The 15,856-nt window shown below is 66.6% G+C and carries 17 protein-coding genes and 1 pseudogene; 5 read left to right on the forward strand and 13 right to left on the reverse strand.

Annotated elements, in window-relative coordinates; translation table 11 throughout:
* Nucleotides 1–11: 11 nt before the first annotated feature.
* The 10 genes from ACIOMQ_RS35040 to ACIOMQ_RS35085 form a co-directional block, all read right to left on the reverse strand.
* Entirely contained in the window at nt 12–233 is a 222-nt protein-coding gene (locus tag ACIOMQ_RS35040; RefSeq protein WP_362207705.1) for a hypothetical protein, read from the reverse strand.
* Nucleotides 234–546: 313 nt separating this feature from the next.
* Nucleotides 547–1,521: an SAM-dependent methyltransferase gene (locus ACIOMQ_RS35045; protein WP_402191837.1), complete on the reverse strand. Its 975-nt coding sequence runs from the start codon at nt 1,519–1,521 to the stop codon at nt 547–549.
* Nucleotides 1,464–2,675, reverse strand: a complete 1,212-nt coding sequence (locus ACIOMQ_RS35050; RefSeq protein ID WP_402191839.1) for an acyl-CoA dehydrogenase family protein — start codon at nt 2,673–2,675, stop codon at nt 1,464–1,466. The genes ACIOMQ_RS35045 and ACIOMQ_RS35050 overlap by 58 nt, the downstream gene beginning before the upstream one ends.
* A 55-nt stretch (nt 2,676–2,730) precedes the next feature.
* Entirely contained in the window at nt 2,731–3,264 is a 534-nt protein-coding gene (locus ACIOMQ_RS35055; RefSeq protein WP_362207697.1) for a GAF domain-containing protein, read from the reverse strand.
* Nucleotides 3,261–3,839 carry an ATP/GTP-binding protein gene (locus ACIOMQ_RS35060; RefSeq protein ID WP_362207695.1) on the reverse strand — a complete coding sequence of 193 codons (579 nt, stop codon included), beginning with the start codon at nt 3,837–3,839 and terminating at the stop codon, nt 3,261–3,263. Before ACIOMQ_RS35060 ends, ACIOMQ_RS35055 begins: the two co-directional genes overlap by 4 nt.
* Before the next feature lie 28 nt (nt 3,840–3,867).
* On the reverse strand, nt 3,868–4,236 hold the full coding sequence (locus ACIOMQ_RS35065; RefSeq protein WP_362207692.1) for a DUF742 domain-containing protein: 369 nt from the start codon (nt 4,234–4,236) through the stop codon (nt 3,868–3,870).
* Between the two features lies 1 nt (nt 4,237).
* A complete protein-coding gene (locus ACIOMQ_RS35070) occupies nt 4,238–4,666 on the reverse strand; it encodes a roadblock/LC7 domain-containing protein (protein ID WP_362207688.1) in 429 nt (142 codons plus the stop codon).
* A gap of 47 nt (nt 4,667–4,713) precedes the next feature.
* The gene (locus ACIOMQ_RS35075) at nt 4,714–6,156 is read right to left on the reverse strand and encodes an ATP-binding protein (RefSeq protein ID WP_362207685.1); all 1,443 of its coding nucleotides are present in this window, start codon (nt 6,154–6,156) and stop codon (nt 4,714–4,716) included.
* A 783-nt stretch (nt 6,157–6,939) separates the two neighbouring features.
* A complete protein-coding gene (locus ACIOMQ_RS35080; RefSeq protein ID WP_402191843.1) occupies nt 6,940–7,452 on the reverse strand; it encodes a hypothetical protein in 513 nt (170 codons plus the stop codon).
* The gene (locus tag ACIOMQ_RS35085) at nt 7,449–8,345 is read right to left on the reverse strand and encodes a TauD/TfdA family dioxygenase (RefSeq protein WP_362207681.1); all 897 of its coding nucleotides are present in this window, start codon (nt 8,343–8,345) and stop codon (nt 7,449–7,451) included. The genes ACIOMQ_RS35080 and ACIOMQ_RS35085 overlap by 4 nt, the downstream gene beginning before the upstream one ends.
* Nucleotides 8,346–8,515: 170 nt before the next feature.
* Between ACIOMQ_RS35085 and ACIOMQ_RS35090 the strand changes: the two genes are divergently transcribed.
* The 5 genes from ACIOMQ_RS35090 to ACIOMQ_RS35110 all read left to right on the forward strand — a co-directional run bounded on the left by ACIOMQ_RS35090 (nt 8,516) and on the right by ACIOMQ_RS35110 (nt 13,594).
* Nucleotides 8,516–8,956, forward strand: a complete 441-nt coding sequence (locus ACIOMQ_RS35090) for an NUDIX hydrolase (protein ID WP_351072889.1) — start codon at nt 8,516–8,518, stop codon at nt 8,954–8,956.
* Between the two features lie 6 nt (nt 8,957–8,962).
* The gene (locus tag ACIOMQ_RS35095; RefSeq protein WP_351072887.1) at nt 8,963–10,144 is read left to right on the forward strand and encodes a helix-turn-helix domain-containing protein; all 1,182 of its coding nucleotides are present in this window, start codon (nt 8,963–8,965) and stop codon (nt 10,142–10,144) included.
* Nucleotides 10,145–10,385: 241 nt separating this feature from the next.
* Complete coding sequence (locus ACIOMQ_RS35100) at nt 10,386–11,879, forward strand: helix-turn-helix transcriptional regulator (protein WP_362207677.1); 1,494 nt, start codon at nt 10,386–10,388, stop codon at nt 11,877–11,879.
* Nucleotides 11,876–12,583, forward strand: a complete 708-nt coding sequence (locus ACIOMQ_RS35105; protein ID WP_362207674.1) for an HAD hydrolase-like protein — start codon at nt 11,876–11,878, stop codon at nt 12,581–12,583. The genes ACIOMQ_RS35100 and ACIOMQ_RS35105 overlap by 4 nt, the downstream gene beginning before the upstream one ends.
* A 135-nt stretch (nt 12,584–12,718) precedes the next feature.
* Nucleotides 12,719–13,594, forward strand: a complete 876-nt coding sequence (locus tag ACIOMQ_RS35110) for an aminoglycoside phosphotransferase family protein (protein WP_402191847.1) — start codon at nt 12,719–12,721, stop codon at nt 13,592–13,594.
* 166 nt (nt 13,595–13,760) lie between these two features.
* Here ACIOMQ_RS35110 and ACIOMQ_RS35115 read toward each other — a convergent pair whose 3' ends face one another.
* The 3 genes and pseudogenes from ACIOMQ_RS35115 to cutA form a co-directional block, all read right to left on the reverse strand.
* Nucleotides 13,761–14,936 (reverse strand): damage-control phosphatase ARMT1 family protein, encoded by a 1,176-nt coding sequence (locus ACIOMQ_RS35115; RefSeq protein WP_362207668.1) that lies wholly within the window; start codon nt 14,934–14,936, stop codon nt 13,761–13,763.
* Nucleotides 14,937–14,961: 25 nt separating this feature from the next.
* Nucleotides 14,962–15,222, reverse strand: coding sequence for a hypothetical protein (locus ACIOMQ_RS35120; protein WP_093900460.1), 261 nt, complete (start codon nt 15,220–15,222; stop codon nt 14,962–14,964).
* Between the two features lie 48 nt (nt 15,223–15,270).
* Nucleotides 15,271–15,591: pseudogene (gene cutA, locus ACIOMQ_RS35125) on the reverse strand (divalent-cation tolerance protein CutA).
* Nucleotides 15,592–15,856: the final 265 nt, after the last annotated feature.

Genomic DNA, 15,856 nt, shown 5'->3' on the forward strand with positions numbered 1-15,856 from the left:
TGTCGTCGTTGTCAGGTCGCCGAGGGCATGATGGCAATGGCGGCGTAGGCGCCGGACCTGTCCGGGGCGTGCTGCGGCCAGCCACCGATGGCCTGGTGGGGCCGTGGCTGGTAGGTGATGCCTGCTTCTTCGCACGGTGGCGTGAGCTTGGGCATCACCTGGCCGCGGCCATCGGCGGCATGAATGATCGACAGACCGCTGGCCGGTGCCAGCAGTTCCCGCAGACAGTGCATGGAACCTGGCCACTTCCTCGGGAATTAAAGGCACTTTGATCCATTTCTGGACAACAGCCTGATTAGCGGGCATGGTGCTTCCTTCTGTGCAGTGGTTGGGCCGGCTGTCTCCCAGAAGGGAGGGGCGGGAGACAGTCGGGGCGCAGGGCTGCGGGCAGTACCGCGAGGGACGGTCGCCGACAGATGCTGCGCCACCTTCTCCGGTGCCGGTTTCGCGTACGGCCCTTGCGGTGGCCGCGCCGGTCGGAAAGGCCCCGTGGAGGCCGCGTCCGCAAGGACTCTCTCCTTTGCGGACCCGGCTGGCTCGGGGCGGTCAGCGACGTCCGGGGTCGGGATGGAGCGCGATGGCCGCGTACGCGCCCGAGGCATGGTCGGGGAGGTGAGCATGCGGATTGCCCTGGTGGTAGCGGGATATCGGCACGACGCCCGGCTCTCGCAGAGACCATGGAGCGAGCAGCTCCGCTATCTCGGTCCGGGTGCGTGGATGGAAGGGGAGCCCTGCATCCGACAGGTGCCGGGCTGCGGCTGCGGCTTCGTGCGTCCGGAAGTCGGCCGTGACGTGGGTCATGGAGATTGCGCTGCCTGGAGGGGCCCAGGCCCTCACCTGATTGAGTATGAACCGGGCTTCCGCCAGGCTCCTCCAGGCCAGGTCGCCGTGCGCCAGCACGCCTACCGGTCTCCCGGGGTCCAGGCTCTGCACAGCCGGAGCTCTGAGCACGCTGAAGATGTTGCGGAAGTCCGCGTGAACGAAGGGGTGGCTGCGAGAACCCGCTGCCAAGCACGTTCGGGTGTGACGGGCCATCATGGTGTCGGCGTCGACGTGGACGAATGTGGCTCCTGGCACGGAAGCGCAGACTGGTTCGTGCAGTTCGTCGCATGTGCCGGTGGGCAGCAGTCCGGAGCCCAGGTCCAGGAACTGCGTGATTCCGTATTCCTTCGCAAGCGCCGCGACCGTCAGGTGCCCATGGATACGGTTGATCAACACGGCCGCTTCAAACCACGGCGCTGCTGCAGCCACGCGTTTGGCGACCTGCCTGTCTGCAGGGTAGTTGTGGCGCCCGCCCAGAAAGTAGTGGGTGATACGGGCCGAGGACGGAGTACTGACCCAGCTGCGAGCATCCTCCGGGCCACGGTGAAGGTCTGAGGACCTCGCGCTGGTGACATGCTCAGCTGTACGGACGAGTTGGAACGGGCCCGGTACCTGGGACGCACGTGCATGCTCGGTGGCGGTCATGCGGCCGCCCCGGTCGGAGCCACGGACAGCGGTGTCGGGAATCGCAGCGACCATTGGCCGTGCTCGTTGCCCAGCGCCTCTTGTCCCAGTCGCAGGATCTGGATGTCACCCGTGCCAGCGGGCGCGCACGTGTGTTCTGCGTCGCGGAAAAGCCGCTCGACCGGATGGCTGGTCATGAGACCGGCCGCTCCGTGTACGTCCATGGCAGCGCGGGCCGAGTCACGCACCAACTCGACGTTGACGAGTTTGGCGTTGATGAGGTGCTCGTCGCACGGCCGTCCCTGATCCAGGAGGGCCACGGCCTCGTACGCGAGGCTCCGGGCGGTGGTGAGGCGTGACCTCATCAGTCCCAGCTTCTCTCTGATCGTCGGCAGTTCCGACAGAGGGCGTCCGTAGAGAACGCGCTTTTGTGCGTAGGCAACCGTTTCCTCCACGAGGGCCTGGTGGATACCGAGTGCCACAGCGGTCAGGTTGGGCCGGCCGTAGAGCACACTGGAGGAGTAGGCGACATCGAGACCGTCTCCTTGAGTACCGAGGAGGTTCGCCGCCGGTACCCGGCAGTTCTCCAGGATGAGCTCGCCGAAGGAGAACCCGCGCAGTCCCATGGAGGGTCTGTGCTCGCCGAGGGACAGGCCGGGGCGGTCGGACTCCACCAGGAACGCAGACAGGCTCCTTCGCCCGGGCTTCCTGGAGGTGCGGACGACAACGCCGTGCAGGTCTCCGATGTGGGAGTTGCCGATGTAGCACTTGCGGCCGTTGAGTATGTACTCGTCGCCCCGGCGCCGTGCCGTGGCCTGCATGCCCAGGACATGGCTGCCGGATTCCGGCTCGGTCACCGCGATGGTCGGAAGGACAGCCCCTGCGGCGATCTGCGGGAGCCACGTCTTCTTCTGCTGATCGCTTCCGAAGTGGTTGATCTTCGCCACGCCGAGCTGGGATGCCTGCACCGCCGCGCCCATCGCGGGGGATACCCGGGCGAGCTCTTCGACGATCACGGTCTTGGCGAGATGGCCGGCGCCCATCCCTCCGTACTCGGGGTCGATGGTGGCGCCGATCCACCCCTGCCGAGCCATCACGGACGCCAGATCCCGCTCGACGGCGCAGGTCCGTTCCATCTCCGCCACCCGCGGAGCGACTTCGCACTCGGCGAAGGCGCGCACCGCCTGGCGAAGCTGTTCGTGCTGCGGTGTCAGATACAAGCCGGACATCGTGTGCTCCCCTTCCTGTTCGGTGACGTTCGGTGTTCGGTAGCGCCGTGTGCCTCTACTGCGGCAGGTATCCGGCCCGTCTGTGGAGGAAGTTCATGACCGCGTCCCGGTGTGCCTTGATGAGCGCGAGCATCGCGTGACCTTCGCTGTCCGGTTGCTCCTGGAGCCCGACGAAGCACACCGTGCCCAGCACGATGCCCTCATGGATCAGCGGTGCGCCGGCGTATGTGCGGATGCCGATCAGGTCGACCACCGGGTTGGCCCCGAAGCGCGGGGCGACGTAGACGGAGGGCAGGACCAGCGCGAGCTTCTTGTCCACAACCGCGGGGCAGAACCCGTGGTCGAGCGGCATGCTGCGGCCCACAGTCGGCAACTCACCACCCATGGGGGTGGCCAGTCCGACGAACTGCTGCTCAGTGCCGAAGACGTTGACCATGGCGTAGGGGACACCAGCGGCATGGCTGAGGCGTATGGCGAAATCGTCGAGTTCTCGATCGGGGGCCGTGAGACCGAGGGCGTACAGCAGCTCAGCGCGTTGCTCAAGCTCCAGCGGTGATGTGGTGTACGGCTGGTTGGCGGGCATGGTCATGCGTGCGCTCCGAGTTTGGGAGTGGGGGCATGGGTGCGGGACCGGTGGGCGTTGAGACGCTGCTCGATCAGGCAGATCAGCACGTTCAGAGCGGATGCGCGGTCACGGGCGTCACAGGCCAGCACCGGCACGGACAGCGGGAGCCGCAGAGCGTCGCGAACCTCGTCCGGGCTGTAGAGCAAGGCGCCGTCGAACTGGTTGACGGCCACCACAAACGGAGTGTTACGCCGCTCGAAGTAGTCAATGGCGGCGAAGGAGTCCGTGAGACGCCGGGTATCTGCAAGGACCACGGCCCCGACAGCCCCGCGGCAGAGGTCGTCCCAGGTGAACCAGAACCGCTCCTGACCAGGGGTGCCGAACAAGAACACCTGCAGGTCGAGGTCACCGAGGATGATCTTGCCGAAGTCCATGGCGACCGTCGTTGTGGTCTTGTCCCCGATTCCGGTCAGATCATCAGTGCCCTCACCCGCGATGGTCAGCGACTCCTCGGTGACCAGCGGGTCGATCTCGCTCACAGCGCCCACCATCGTGGTCTTGCCGACTCCGAAGCCGCCCGCGATCACGATCTTCAACACCTTCGGTGTTGCATGACTGCGCGCGGAGTCAGGCCAAGCGTCGTAGGCCGGCAACGACTGCCTCCAGGAGGTGAGTGTCTTCGTACGGGGCAATGGAGGTGGGCACGGCCATGACCAGAACCCCCAGATCGAGAAGGTCGCAGATAAGGACCTTGGTGACCTGGACGAGCTGGCTGCGCATCCCCGCGAGCTCGGCAACGGACCGCGGCGCACCGGCGCACAACAGCCGCAACGCCTCGGCATCAGGACCGATGTCTGCAAGGCTGGAGGCGGCCCCCGTACTCAACAGAGAGGTCAGCTCCAGCTCGTACTTCGGGCGCGTGCGGCCACCGGTGATCGTGTACGGACGCACATCGTCCAGAGTGCTGTCGTGCCAGGCACTATGGCGGGGAGCCACGTCACCGCCCCTGCCCGGGGTGCATGCCGGTCCGGGCCTTGGTGCTCAGATGCTCGGCGAGACTCTTGGCCAGGCTCCGCATCTCCCAGCCGATCACACCCGGATCTGCCTCGCTATCGGCGACGACTCCCAGGAGCGTCCCGACAGTTGCGGGCTCGGCAGCGGATCCGGCGCTCATCACGAACAGAGACTCGGTGTCTCCCTCGACGATGAGCTGTCGCACACCGCCTCGTACGCTCCCGCGCGAGAGCGAGGACATCCCGCTGATGCTGGCGGCCAGCTGTTCAGATTTGTCGGTCTCGCCGGCGTGGGCGATTTTCAGGCCGTCAGGGGAGACGAGCACTACGCGCAATGTGAGGGGAGTCCGAGTCAGGAATCCGGCCAGCAACCCGTCGAGCGTTGTGCCGCTGGTGGGAACGGTGTCGGGCATGGGGGCCCTCCTGGTTCTCGTGAGTGGGGGACGAAGGGGGACAGGCATCAGTCGTCGGCCGGCTGTGTGCGGGTTCTGAATCGCGCCAGCAGGTCGGGGGTGGGGGAACCAGCCGGTTCCCGCGGTCTGTTCAGGTCCGGTGCCGGGGCGCTGCCAGCAGGAGCGTCGCCGCGGCGTGGAAGCGCGGGCCTGACCCCGGCATGGCCTCCGTCTGGGCGACCACCGGAACGCTGGGCGTCCGGCCCGCCGGATGCGTCCTGTGTCTGTGGGACTCGCCTGGGAAGCCGGGACACCGGACGCACTGAATCTCCGGACACGGTGGGAACGTCAGGCTGCGACAGAGCGGCCGACGGGGGCGGGGAAGGCGCAGCTGCGGGGCGTGCAGCCGGCTGCTCTGTCTGCGGCGCAACGAGCAGGCTCCTGGGAAGGACGACAACCGCGCGCATGCCACCCATCACATGGGGGTGCAGCTCGATGACGATGCCGTACCGCCTGGCCAGCAGTGCGGCGACGAGCAGACCGATCTGTCCTTCTCTGAGCCGACCGCGCGGGTCTGCCCCTTCCGGGTGCGCCAGCAGTTCGTTCAAAGCGGCACGCTTCAGGTCTGTCATGCCCGGGCCGCGGTCCACGACCTCGACGGCCATTCCGTCAGGCACGTGGCTGGTGCGTACCTCAACATCGGTCGAAGAGAACTTCGTGGCGTTCTCCATCAGTTCGGCCAGCAGGTGCACGACGCTCGGGCTCACATAGCCGGGCAGGGCGACAGGCTGCTCCGAATGAACTACTCGCACACGGCGGTAGTCCTCGATCTCAGCAACCGCCATGCGGAGCGCGGTGACGACCAGGACCGGTTTGACGGCACGAGTCGGAGTGTCCCCGCCGAGCACCGCCAGACTCTCCGCGCCTCGGCGCATCCGCGTCACCAAGTGGTCGATGCGGTACAGGTCACTCAGGCGATCGGGGTCCTCAACCTCACGTTCCGCCTCGGTAATGACGACCAGAGTCCGGTTGATGAGCGAGTGCAGGCGCGGGGCTATGGACCGGAAAATCTCGGCCAGCTCCGCCTCCTCGTTCAGCAGCCGGTGCTGGTGGGCGGCCGCGGCTATAACTGTCTGCCAGGCCTCCGTCTGGCCGTGTTCCAGAGCTGCGACGACGTCGGCGCAGAGGTCGCCAGTGCGCTGGGGCAGCGGGGGAGGTGTGTAACTGACGCGGACGCGTCCTTGCTCTACCTCTGCCACCGCCCACGCGATCTGCTGCCTTCCCCGATCGATCAAGCCAGTAACGCGGTCGAGGGCCTGCCCGGTTCGGGCGGACGCGGCCAGGGCCTCTTCCAGGCGCGTTTCGGCCTCGGCGCGCCGCAAGTCGATACGTGCGAAGGCACTTCGTGCACTTCGGGCACGACGGGACGTCCACCACGTAGCGGCGCCGGCCGCCGAGGCTCCAGCCGCGACAGCGGCCGGCGCCGGCATCAGGTTGAGGCAGTCGGCCATCCATCCGCAGCCCACCGCAGTCGCGGCCAGCGCAGTGGATGTGACGGCGGGAGGAAGACGCAAGCCCTCCCTGGACTCCATCGTCTTGTCGGCTGCGCTTGTAGTCCGGCGGCGACGTCCTGAGGCCGGCCGAGGACGGAGGGCACGCTCAACCACAGCTCACCTCAAAGAAGCGGCCCTCGACAGCGGGCCCGAGCACGGCCTTCAAAGAACGCGATCCGCTCAGACCGGCGTGAAGCGCCTTGCGTGCGGTCACTGACGAAAAGTCACGAGACGGGAAGAGCCAAAGGCGAGTGGCACACTCGACATGTGAAGAGGACTCCTGTGGATCGACGCACCGCCATTGCCTCCCCGGGAGGCACACCGAGTGCGCAGCGCCCCAGATACCGGCAGTGCCCTCCTCAACGGCGATCAGCAAGACGCTGTGCGGCTGGCAGTAGAGGATCGGGCCCACCTTCTCTCCCTCCTTCCGAAGCCTCTCGACGGCGCGCAGCCCGATTCCCGCACTTGTACGAACGATGTCGTGGCGGTACGGCAACGGTGCCGGACGGGGGTGCTCGGCAGCGGCGAAATGCCAGGGCAGGCTCGTGCCCGGAAAGGGGGTCATCAGGACTCCGGTCAAGGCCTTCACCATCGGGAGGTGCGGGCCGGGTTACGAGTGGAAACGGTTGGAGAGGCAGCAGGGATGAGTGAAGGGGCCACCGGGGCCGAAAGACTGGCCCGCAACCTACGGGGGCGGCGTACGGACCAGCCCGCATCGGCCCCGGTGGCCGGTCTCAGGGGCTATGTCGAGCAGACACCGAACAGCCGTAGAGCGTCGTGAATGCACGGAGCGAGCACAGGGCCAGCAAGCGGTGGACATGGGGCCTCAGCCTCGATGTCCCACGGAGGCGTATCCCACTGCCGGCTGGACGAGGGCGGCAGAATCAGACGTCCCCCCGACCCGGCTTCGACCGACACGTTCTCCAGCCCGGCAAACACTCCGCCGGTCCCGGCCTGGACCAGGAGAATGGCCTGGTCCCGGTGCACGGTCAGGCACGGCACAGGTCCCACATCGCGTCGTCCGAGCAGGACCATGGTCTCCATGCCGACCGCATGCGAAACCGTCACGGCGTCGAATGCGGAGCAGGGCGTGCTCAGCTGGACGTTGGGACGCTCCGCCAGTTCGGCGGCAGCGCGGTCCGGCGACACGAACGTCGTCCCGACGATCAGTGGCCATCCCAGGACCCGCTGATACGCCTCGACAATGGCCCTGGTGTCCCGGGCCTTCGGCGGCCAGCCTGCCGGAGCCCTCATGAGGTCCTCCCGCCGTCGGCGGCGCCGCCCCCGGACGGGACCACTGGCGCCCCCGATTCAGTGACATCCACGGTTGCGCGGGAGGGCTGCGCCGGCGAACCCGGGGTGACGGTCCGAGTCGCGGACACGCTGTCAGCAAAGCCTGCGGCGAACCCCGAAGGTAGAGGGAAGAGCGGTGTTCCCAGGGCGCGCACGCACATTCGTGGGCCGCTGAATGCCGAACGGGCGTGGAGGTAGCGGTGGTTGTCGATGAGGTAGCCCTGTCCTGGCGACAGGGTGATGGCGCACTGGTGAGCTGCGATGGCCGCTCTCAGATCCGGCAGAAAGCGTGCCACCACAGGACTGAACTGTGCGAGTTCGTCCTGCCGGTACCGGATCGAAGCCCGGCCGCCCGGGTGACGCGTGAAGATCTGAGCGGGGCGTCCGCCGCCATCGCCGTAGAAAGCAGTCCCGGGCAGGCCCATGAGCTCCACGGCTTCCGGGGCTTCGGCGTTCAGGCGTTCGTGAACGGCTTGCCCGTCGGTGAGGAGCACCTCGCCTCCACTCATCGGCGGCCGGAGGCAGACCAGCAGCATGAGCCGCGGCGGCTCAGGGACACTGGACCGCTCGGTATGGGCAAGCAACTCGCCGTTACCGAGCCCCGCCAGACCCGGCCGCCGTGCTCCCCGCCCGATGTCGTGGATCGTCGTGAGGTTGTCCGGGTCGCTGTCGCGGTGCGGCACCAGCGTCATGACGCGCTGGGCGAATGCGAGGACCGATTCCCGGGACTCCAGCCCGTCCACCGTGACCAGTCCGCGCTCGCGCAGCTGTCCGGCAATCAGTCCGCTGGCCTTTTCTCCCTGCTGCTGGACGTAATGGGCTTCGAATCCGGTAGTGCGCGCACACGTCAGCATTGATGTGCTCCTTCGCGAATGGGACACGGTTCGACCAGGGTCTGAAGAGCACGGGGCCTGGTAAAGCGACAGATTGTCGACTCGGACAATTCGGGTACGAGCTTCGGAGGTCTGTGGCCGCCTGCTACGTTCCGGGGACCCGGTCCACCCATCGCACCCTGGGAATCTGCATGTCGTATCAGCCGTCGCTTTGGCCGGTCTCGGTCAAGGCCGTTGCCCTGGACCACCGGTTGCGTGTTCTCCTGCTGCGCAACGAGCGCGAGGAGTGGGAACTGCCCGGCGGGCGCCTGGAGATCGGCCCGCCGGCCGGATCGGGCCCCGCCGACCACAGCCTCGAAGAAACCGTGGAACGAGAGCTGAGAGAGGAAACCGGCTGGGAAGTCAAGGCCGGAGACCTCCTCGACACCTGGATCTACGAGCCGCTCCCCGGCCGCCGGGTCCTGATCGTCACCTACGACTGCACAGTCCTCACACCGGACATGACCCCGGTCGTCAGTCACGAACACTCCCGCGTCGGCCTCTTCGCCGAACACGAGGTACCCGAGCTGACCATGCCTGACGGCTACAAACGGTCCATCGCCACCGTGTACGCCACCCGGAAGAAGAGGTAACCGGACATGGCCGGGCACAGCGCCGCCAACGGGCATGCCCAGCAACCGTCCTCCCGGCACGCCGCATGGCACTGGGCCACATCGGAAGCCCAAACCGTCCTCGCCACCCGAGACCTCGCGGCCATCCTCCGCTTCCACCGCCACGTGCACGGTCAGAGCCAATCGGAGACCGGCGCCCTCATCGGCTACGACAAGACCTACGTCTCCGCGATCGAACTCGGCAAGCGCCGACTCACCGACGTCGCTGCTCTGCGGCACATCGCAGACCGGCTCACCCTGCCGCCACATATCCTGGGCGTCACCGATCCCGCGGACACCGACTTCCGAGCCATGCTCCAGTTCGGCCAGTCCACCGTGCGTCTCGCCGAGATCGCCCGCCAGACCGGACACGCCTCGGAAGCCGTCGCCGAACTGTGGCCGCTCGTAGCCCGGCTGGAAGCCCGCGCACGAGACGGACACACAGAGCGCGAAGCGCTCCGCCTCCTGGCCGATGCCCGGCTCGGACTCGGCACCGCTCTGGGAAACGTCCTGCCCGAAGAACGCCTCGCCACCGCTGCGCACTGGACCGCCAAGAGCCTCAACGTCGTGGGCTTCCTCGACGACCCCGCACTGACAACCACCGCGCTGCGCATGCACGGAAACGAACTGCGCAAAGCGGGACTCGTCGGCGCCGCGGTCAACCGCCTTGTCTCCGCCGCGTCCCTTGCTCCCAACCGCATGAGCCGCGCAGCGGTCCTGCCCCTCCTCGCCCGAGCCGCCGGCGCCCTCGGCAACGCCCCGCTCTTCGATCGCGCCATCCAAGAAACAAGGGCTCTGCTCGACGAGGTCGACCACACCAGCCTCGTCAACCCCGTAGCCCTGTACGAGATCGAGATCCGGGGTCTGATTGGCACCGGCCGCGCTCGGGCGGCCATACATCGCGCTGAACAGCCTGCGCCCGCAACGACCACGGCCGTCGCACCTCAGTGGCGCGTCATCGAGCTCATCACCACCGGCAAGGTCCGTCTTCTCGGCGGAGATACCCGCGGCGCTGCAGAGCTGCTCACCCATGCCGTAAACGAGGCACGCGCCCAGCGGCTTCCGCATCAGCTGCAGCGCATCAACCGAACTGGTGGTCACGTTCTGGCCGAGATCAACGACGCAGCCACGGAAGCTCTGTCGCAGCTCCGGACTGAGATGGCCGCGTAATGCTTGCGTGGCCGACAGTGCGTGCTCTGTCACGGTCCCGAACACAACGCCCCCTCCGAATACGCGTCGGCGGACACCGCGCCGCTGCCTGCTGCCTGGTTGTACTGCGGCAGTGGCACGAGTCTGGGGTCGGCGTAGATCGACATGCATCGCCGTGGCGATATCGCTACCGCGATATCAATCTGCGCATAGCCTGTAACTAGCTGAAAGTTGAGCTCAACTCAGTACGACGGGTGCTGTCATGAAGATGCCGATCCGGGTGTGCGGCAAGTGCGGGAATGTGTTGAGTCAGTACAACCCCGACCCCATGTGCGCATCATGCTCACGTACCAGCGCCGCGCTCAGGGTTCCTGACCGGGCATGGCGTGACGAACGGGTGCAACGAGCCCTTGCTTCCTGGGAGTTCGGTGAATTGCTTCGGTTGTTACGTCGACGGTCGGGACTGTCCCAGATGGACGTACGCGCCTTGACCGGGCTTACCCAGTCGTACATCTCCGACCTCGAAAACGGTCGCAAGCAGCTGGGGGGCCGCGATGCCATCATCGACCTCCTCAACGGCCTCGGCCTTCCAACTGACCTGCGGCCACTGCTCCTGACACCCTTTACAGGCCGGGATCAGACAGCGGCCTCGGAGGCGCTGGACCCGGCGATGCCGTGGACGGCGGATCGTATGGTGACGTCACTTGAAGTGGCTGTCGGAGGTCCCATGAAGCGTCGAAGCGTGCTGACCGCCTTGAGCGGAGCCGGTCTCACTCAATATGTCCTGCAGTCGGCCATCGCCCCTATGGAGGTGCTGGCCGCAGACACCCGCGACGGAACGCGGGTGACCATGCCTCTGCTCACGTCACTGCAGACCACCACTGACGCACTGAGGCAGCTGGACGCGAGCAGCGGCAGTGGAACCCTGGCCAGCACCGCCAGGAAACACCTGAAGGTGCTGCTGGGTCTGATGAAGACCGGAACCTTCGACGAGCGGACAGGCCGCCGACTCGCAGCAGTGACCGCGGACACCGCCATTCAGACAGGGTGGTACTTGTTCGACGGCGGCGAGCACGACGAAGCACAAGGGCTCTTCCTGGGTGCACTGCGTGCGGCTCAAGCATCAGGGGACTCAAGACTCCGCGCCGGTGCACTGTCATTCCTGGCCATTCACGGCTACTCGGTCGGCGATCCCCGCGAGGCAGTCACTGCTGCCCGGACAGCACGCCAGAGCATCAGTGACCAGGACGTGCCGGCGTTGCACGCCATGCTCCTCACGCGGCAAGCGCGAGGTCACGCTCGACTGCGAGAAGAACGGCACGCTCTGGCGACCCTCGAAGAAGCAGATGCCCTGTGTGCCAAGGGGCGCGGTGAGGATGAGCCGCATTGGCTGTACTGGATCAATCCGGGTGAGATCCTCGGCCAGCGAGGCAGCTGCTTCCTCGAGCTGGGCCGTCCAGCCGAAGCCGCATCCGCCTTCGCTTCAGCTCGCGGCGTCCTGAGCCGTGAAGAAACCCGGACCAGAGCCCAGTTCCTCACCCGCGCAGCAACGGCTCAGATGCGCGCGGGCGACGCCGACGCCGGTGCCGCTACCGGACACGAAGTGCTCACCATGGTGGACGGCATCCGGTCCGCCCGGCTCGACGAGCATCTGCGCTCGATGCTGCTCGAAGCGCGCCAGTTCGGCAGCGCAGCCCCTGTCCGTATGTTCCTAGACCGGGGCGAGGAACTTCTGAAGGAGCGAGCGCTCACATGATTCTGGTGCTATGGGACGTCGACCGGACTCTGCTCTACGTCGGTGAGACCGACCGCTTGGTGTATCGCGAGGTGTTTCGCGAGATAGTTGGCCGCGACGCGCAGACGCTGCCCGCCAGAGGAACCGGTGTCACCATGCCGCTTGCCGTGCGAGAACTGCTCTCCGCCAATGCGGTCCCCGAATCGGAATTCGATCACCTCGCGCGCTTGATGGTTGACCGCCTCCCCGGCCGGCTGAATCGCCACCGTGAGGCACTGCGTCGCGAGGGACATCTGATGCCCGGCGCCGTTGGGGCTCTGGCGGCTGTACACCAGTCTCAACTGCTCGTCCCGACGATTGTGACCGGCAACCTCAAAGCGAGCGCAGAGATCAAACTGTCCGCCTTCCGCCTTGCGGACTACCTCGACATGAGTATCGGAGGCTACGCTTCCGACGACTCCCATCGGCCTGCCCTCGTGCGCATTGCACAGAAGAGAGCTGAGGCGGTGTACGACCACATCTTCGGCCGCGAGAACACCGTCATCATCGGTGACTCCCTGCAGGACGTCCGTACTGGACTGGAGGGAGGCGCGAGAGTCATCGGTGTTGCCTCGGGAACGACCTCGGCTGAGCAATTGGCCACCGAAGGAGCCGACCACGTCATACCGGATCTGACGAACGCAGAACGAGTTGTGGAACTGATCCACACGGTCGCAGGTAGATAGCAGGCAGGCAGTTCTGACCGGATCGCCCTTCGGTAGCCACTGGGCGGCCCACTCTTCCCTGGACGTCCTGCGCCACGCCAGGGAAGAGCGGCCGGACGCAGACGGGATGGACATACAACTGAAGGCACCACTCCAATGAATCATGGCATCGAGGAGCATGCGGCACACAGGGCCGCCCGCATGAGTGGGTTGCGCAGCAACCAGATGACCAAGCTGCACCAGCACGCGACCGCAGTCTTCCTCCTCCCTACCGAACGCATCGTCGCGCGCGTCAGCCCAGTCGGACATCTCCCCAGGCTCACCACCAGCGTGACGCTCACACGCTGGCTCACAAACAACGGTGTACCAGCGACGGAACCCGCGGACCTCGAACAGCCCGTACTCGCCGAAGGGCATGTCGTCACCTTCTGGCGTCACTACCCGCAGCCCACCGCGAAAAGCACCCCCAACGCTGAGCATCTCGGCCGTCTTCTTCGGCAACTACACCAGCTTCCCCAACCACCCATCACACTGCCGAAGTGGACGCCACTAACTTCCTTCACCCAGACACTGGCGCACGCGAACTCAGTGCCCGACACCCAGAAGGACTGGCTCGCCACACGCGCGCACGAGCTCATTGCTACCTTCGAGGAACTCGACTACGCCCTGACCCCCGGCCTCGTCCACGGTGACGCATACCCCGGCAACTGCCTCTGGGACGGCGACCATGCGCTCCTCGGCGACTGGGATGAGGCGGCCGTCGGGCCACGGGAGGTCGACCTTGCCAACACCTACCAAGGCCGGCGATTCGGACGAACTGCTACTGAACTCGAAACGTTCGGGAGAGTGTATGGGTACGACATCACAAGGTGGCCCGGTCTACCCATGCTCATCCGCATCCGCGACATGCACACACTCAGCTCGTACATCCGCCGCGCCGACATGGGGAACGCAGCAGCAGCCCACGAACTCGGTCGGAGAATAGCCACTCTTCAACGAGATGACACTGCGGCAATCTGGAAGGCAGCCTGAGCAGCTCCTGATTTGGCGTGTTTCCGGAGGGAGTCAAGCCGGTAGCGGAAGTGTAGGAAGAGCAGTTTCCGGCTTACGTTTCCCACGTCTTCAGGTGGCTTGGCGTCGGCGTGGAAGCCATGTGCTGACGAGGGATGTAACCCGGTTGTAAGGGCGAACCCGGGCGTCATGAAGTGACCTGGATCAGGGCGTGCGTGCCGCTCGTGCGCCACTGGGGCCCGGTAACTTCCAGCTCGTGGACGGTTTGCGGCGCCAGGCCGACGATGACGTCCGACTTCAGTGTGCGTAGAGCTGCGACCGGACCGGGGAAGTATGACGTGACGTCGGTGAACGGGGTGGTGGCCGACCAGTGTTGGTCGCCGACGAGGCGGCGGTAGTTCAGGTCGCCCTTCATGATCGTCAGGGTGGCGGTGGCGAAGTCCTCGTGGAGGTCGGCGGGCATGTCGGCGTAGGGGAACGGGGCGCAGGAGAAAGGGTGGGCGCGCAGGGTGAGGCGGCCGGTGGTGAGGGCCTGCTGCAGGCGCTTGCCGATCTCGGAGGCGTAGCCGGGGGCCGTGGTCAGGCGGTGGAGGCAGGCCAGAGTGTCGGTGGCCGTGGCGTCGGAGACGTAGTACGGGTACGGCTTGAGGTGCAGAACGACGCACGCGGCGCGGTCGGTGTGGAGCAGGTGGTCGGCGAGGACCAGGTCCGGGAGGAGCTCGGGGCCGGCGTTGTCGGCCACGAGGCAGACCTTGCCGGGCGGGCTGGCGGACAGGGTTTCCCAGAGGACGGCGGAGTTGTCGGCGACGAGGCCGGTGACACGGTCGCCAAGGCCGGCATTGCCCGCTGAGACGGCGAAGCCGAGGTCGGCGCGGTTGCCCCAGAGGGAGGCGTGGAGGAGGGTGCGGTGCTGTTCGACTGCCGGGATCTGGGGGAGTTGGTCGAGGGCGGCCAGTTCGGCCTCCACCGTTGGGCCCGCGAGTTCGGCGTTCTTGAACGGGGCGAAGGGGTCGATCCCCTGCCACGGGCCGGGGGCGAAGTAGCCGAGGGCGGCCAGGAGTTTGCGGTAGAAGTAGCTCTCCGCCCAGAGGAACGGGGCGTCTTCCCAGCGGCTGCCGATGTGCTCCTTGCCCCACCGCTGCCACTGGTCCGCTCCGGGCTCGGTGTCAGGCAGGGGGAGAATCACGCCGTCCTCGGTGATCTCCTGTAGGAGGGTGTCCAGGGCACGCTGCTGTTCGATGGGGTAGGGGGTGGCCTGGCGGACGCGCTCGATCAGGGTGGGGTGTCGGTCGTGCAGGACACCCCAGGCGAAGGAGCCTGCGACGTTGCTGACAACGACTGGGGCGGGGGCGGGCTGCGTCATGGTGTGCGGGCTTCCTTCGCGTGGTTCAGTGGAGGCGGATGGAGAACGCGACGGTGCCGGCCGCGCTGCCCACGACCACGTGTCCGGTGGTTCGGTCGCAGGCCGCGCAGTGCAGCGAGGCGTTGACGCGTACTTCGGCGAGCTGGCGCTGTTCGGTCGACGACCAGAGGCGTACGGTGCCGTCAGCCGCGGCCGACGCCAGGTGGTCTGGGCCATCGAGGAACGCGGCCATGAGAACCCGACCGGTGTGGCCCGGGAGGTGGGCGGTGAACCGGTCGTCCGACACGCTCCGGACGCGAACGCCGTCGTACGGCCGGCCCGTCGCTCCTCAGTCCTATGCGGTCTCCTCGACAACCCACGACAGGTACGCCTCCGGCCCGCCGGTCACTGGCAGCGTTATCCACTGGGGGACGTCGTACGGATGCTTCTCGTGCAACCACGCCTCCAGTGCCGGGAGATGGTCCGTCGAAGTCATGTACGAGATCCGCCACTCCTACGCCGTCTCGACATTCTACTTCCACCAGTAGAAGGCTGTGATCGGCGCATCGATGTGGACGCCCGCTGCCAGCTTGCTCTCGACCGCGCCTCAGGCCAGCGCCTTCGCCTGATCCTCGTCGTCGCTGGGCGTCTGCGCGATCACAAACTCGTTGGCCATGCAACTACCTCTCCTGCTCGGGTACCGCGACCCCACCCAGTTGGCCAGGGCGCACCGGATGCCGCACCGTCTGCTCGGGCCACGCTGCCCACACCGCCACCCGCAGGTACACATCGCCGCTGCCGTATTTGACCCGGCAGGTGGCAGGGCGGTTACGGCCGAGTGCATCCACCCGGTCGGGAATGACCAGGGCCTTACCGACGAGATTGTGCAACGACTTCGCGGTGTAGGCGCCGGCGCATTCCTTTCGTCTCAATAGGTCCGC

It is taken from the genome of Streptomyces sp. NPDC087845 (assembly GCF_044742755.1).
Classification (GTDB): domain Bacteria; phylum Actinomycetota; class Actinomycetes; order Streptomycetales; family Streptomycetaceae; genus Streptomyces.

Coding starts and splice junctions, on each gene's coding strand:
- ACIOMQ_RS35040 (WP_362207705.1), bottom strand. CDS start 233: ATGCACTGTCTGCGGGAACTGCTGGCACCGGCCAGCGGTCTGTCGATC.
- ACIOMQ_RS35045 (WP_402191837.1), bottom strand. CDS start 1,521: ATGGTCGCTGCGATTCCCGACACCGCTGTCCGTGGCTCCGACCGGGGC.
- ACIOMQ_RS35050 (WP_402191839.1), bottom strand. CDS start 2,675: ATGTCCGGCTTGTATCTGACACCGCAGCACGAACAGCTTCGCCAGGCG.
- ACIOMQ_RS35055 (WP_362207697.1), bottom strand. CDS start 3,264: ATGACCATGCCCGCCAACCAGCCGTACACCACATCACCGCTGGAGCTT.
- ACIOMQ_RS35070 (WP_362207688.1), bottom strand. CDS start 4,666: ATGCCCGACACCGTTCCCACCAGCGGCACAACGCTCGACGGGTTGCTG.
- ACIOMQ_RS35075 (WP_362207685.1), bottom strand. CDS start 6,156: ATGGCCGACTGCCTCAACCTGATGCCGGCGCCGGCCGCTGTCGCGGCT.
- ACIOMQ_RS35080 (WP_402191843.1), bottom strand. CDS start 7,452: ATGAGGGCTCCGGCAGGCTGGCCGCCGAAGGCCCGGGACACCAGGGCC.
- ACIOMQ_RS35085 (WP_362207681.1), bottom strand. CDS start 8,345: ATGCTGACGTGTGCGCGCACTACCGGATTCGAAGCCCATTACGTCCAG.
- ACIOMQ_RS35090 (WP_351072889.1), top strand. CDS start 8,516: ATGTCGTATCAGCCGTCGCTTTGGCCGGTCTCGGTCAAGGCCGTTGCC.
- ACIOMQ_RS35095 (WP_351072887.1), top strand. CDS start 8,963: ATGGCCGGGCACAGCGCCGCCAACGGGCATGCCCAGCAACCGTCCTCC.
- ACIOMQ_RS35100 (WP_362207677.1), top strand. CDS start 10,386: ATGAAGATGCCGATCCGGGTGTGCGGCAAGTGCGGGAATGTGTTGAGT.
- ACIOMQ_RS35105 (WP_362207674.1), top strand. CDS start 11,876: ATGATTCTGGTGCTATGGGACGTCGACCGGACTCTGCTCTACGTCGGT.
- ACIOMQ_RS35110 (WP_402191847.1), top strand. CDS start 12,719: ATGAATCATGGCATCGAGGAGCATGCGGCACACAGGGCCGCCCGCATG.
- ACIOMQ_RS35115 (WP_362207668.1), bottom strand. CDS start 14,936: ATGACGCAGCCCGCCCCCGCCCCAGTCGTTGTCAGCAACGTCGCAGGC.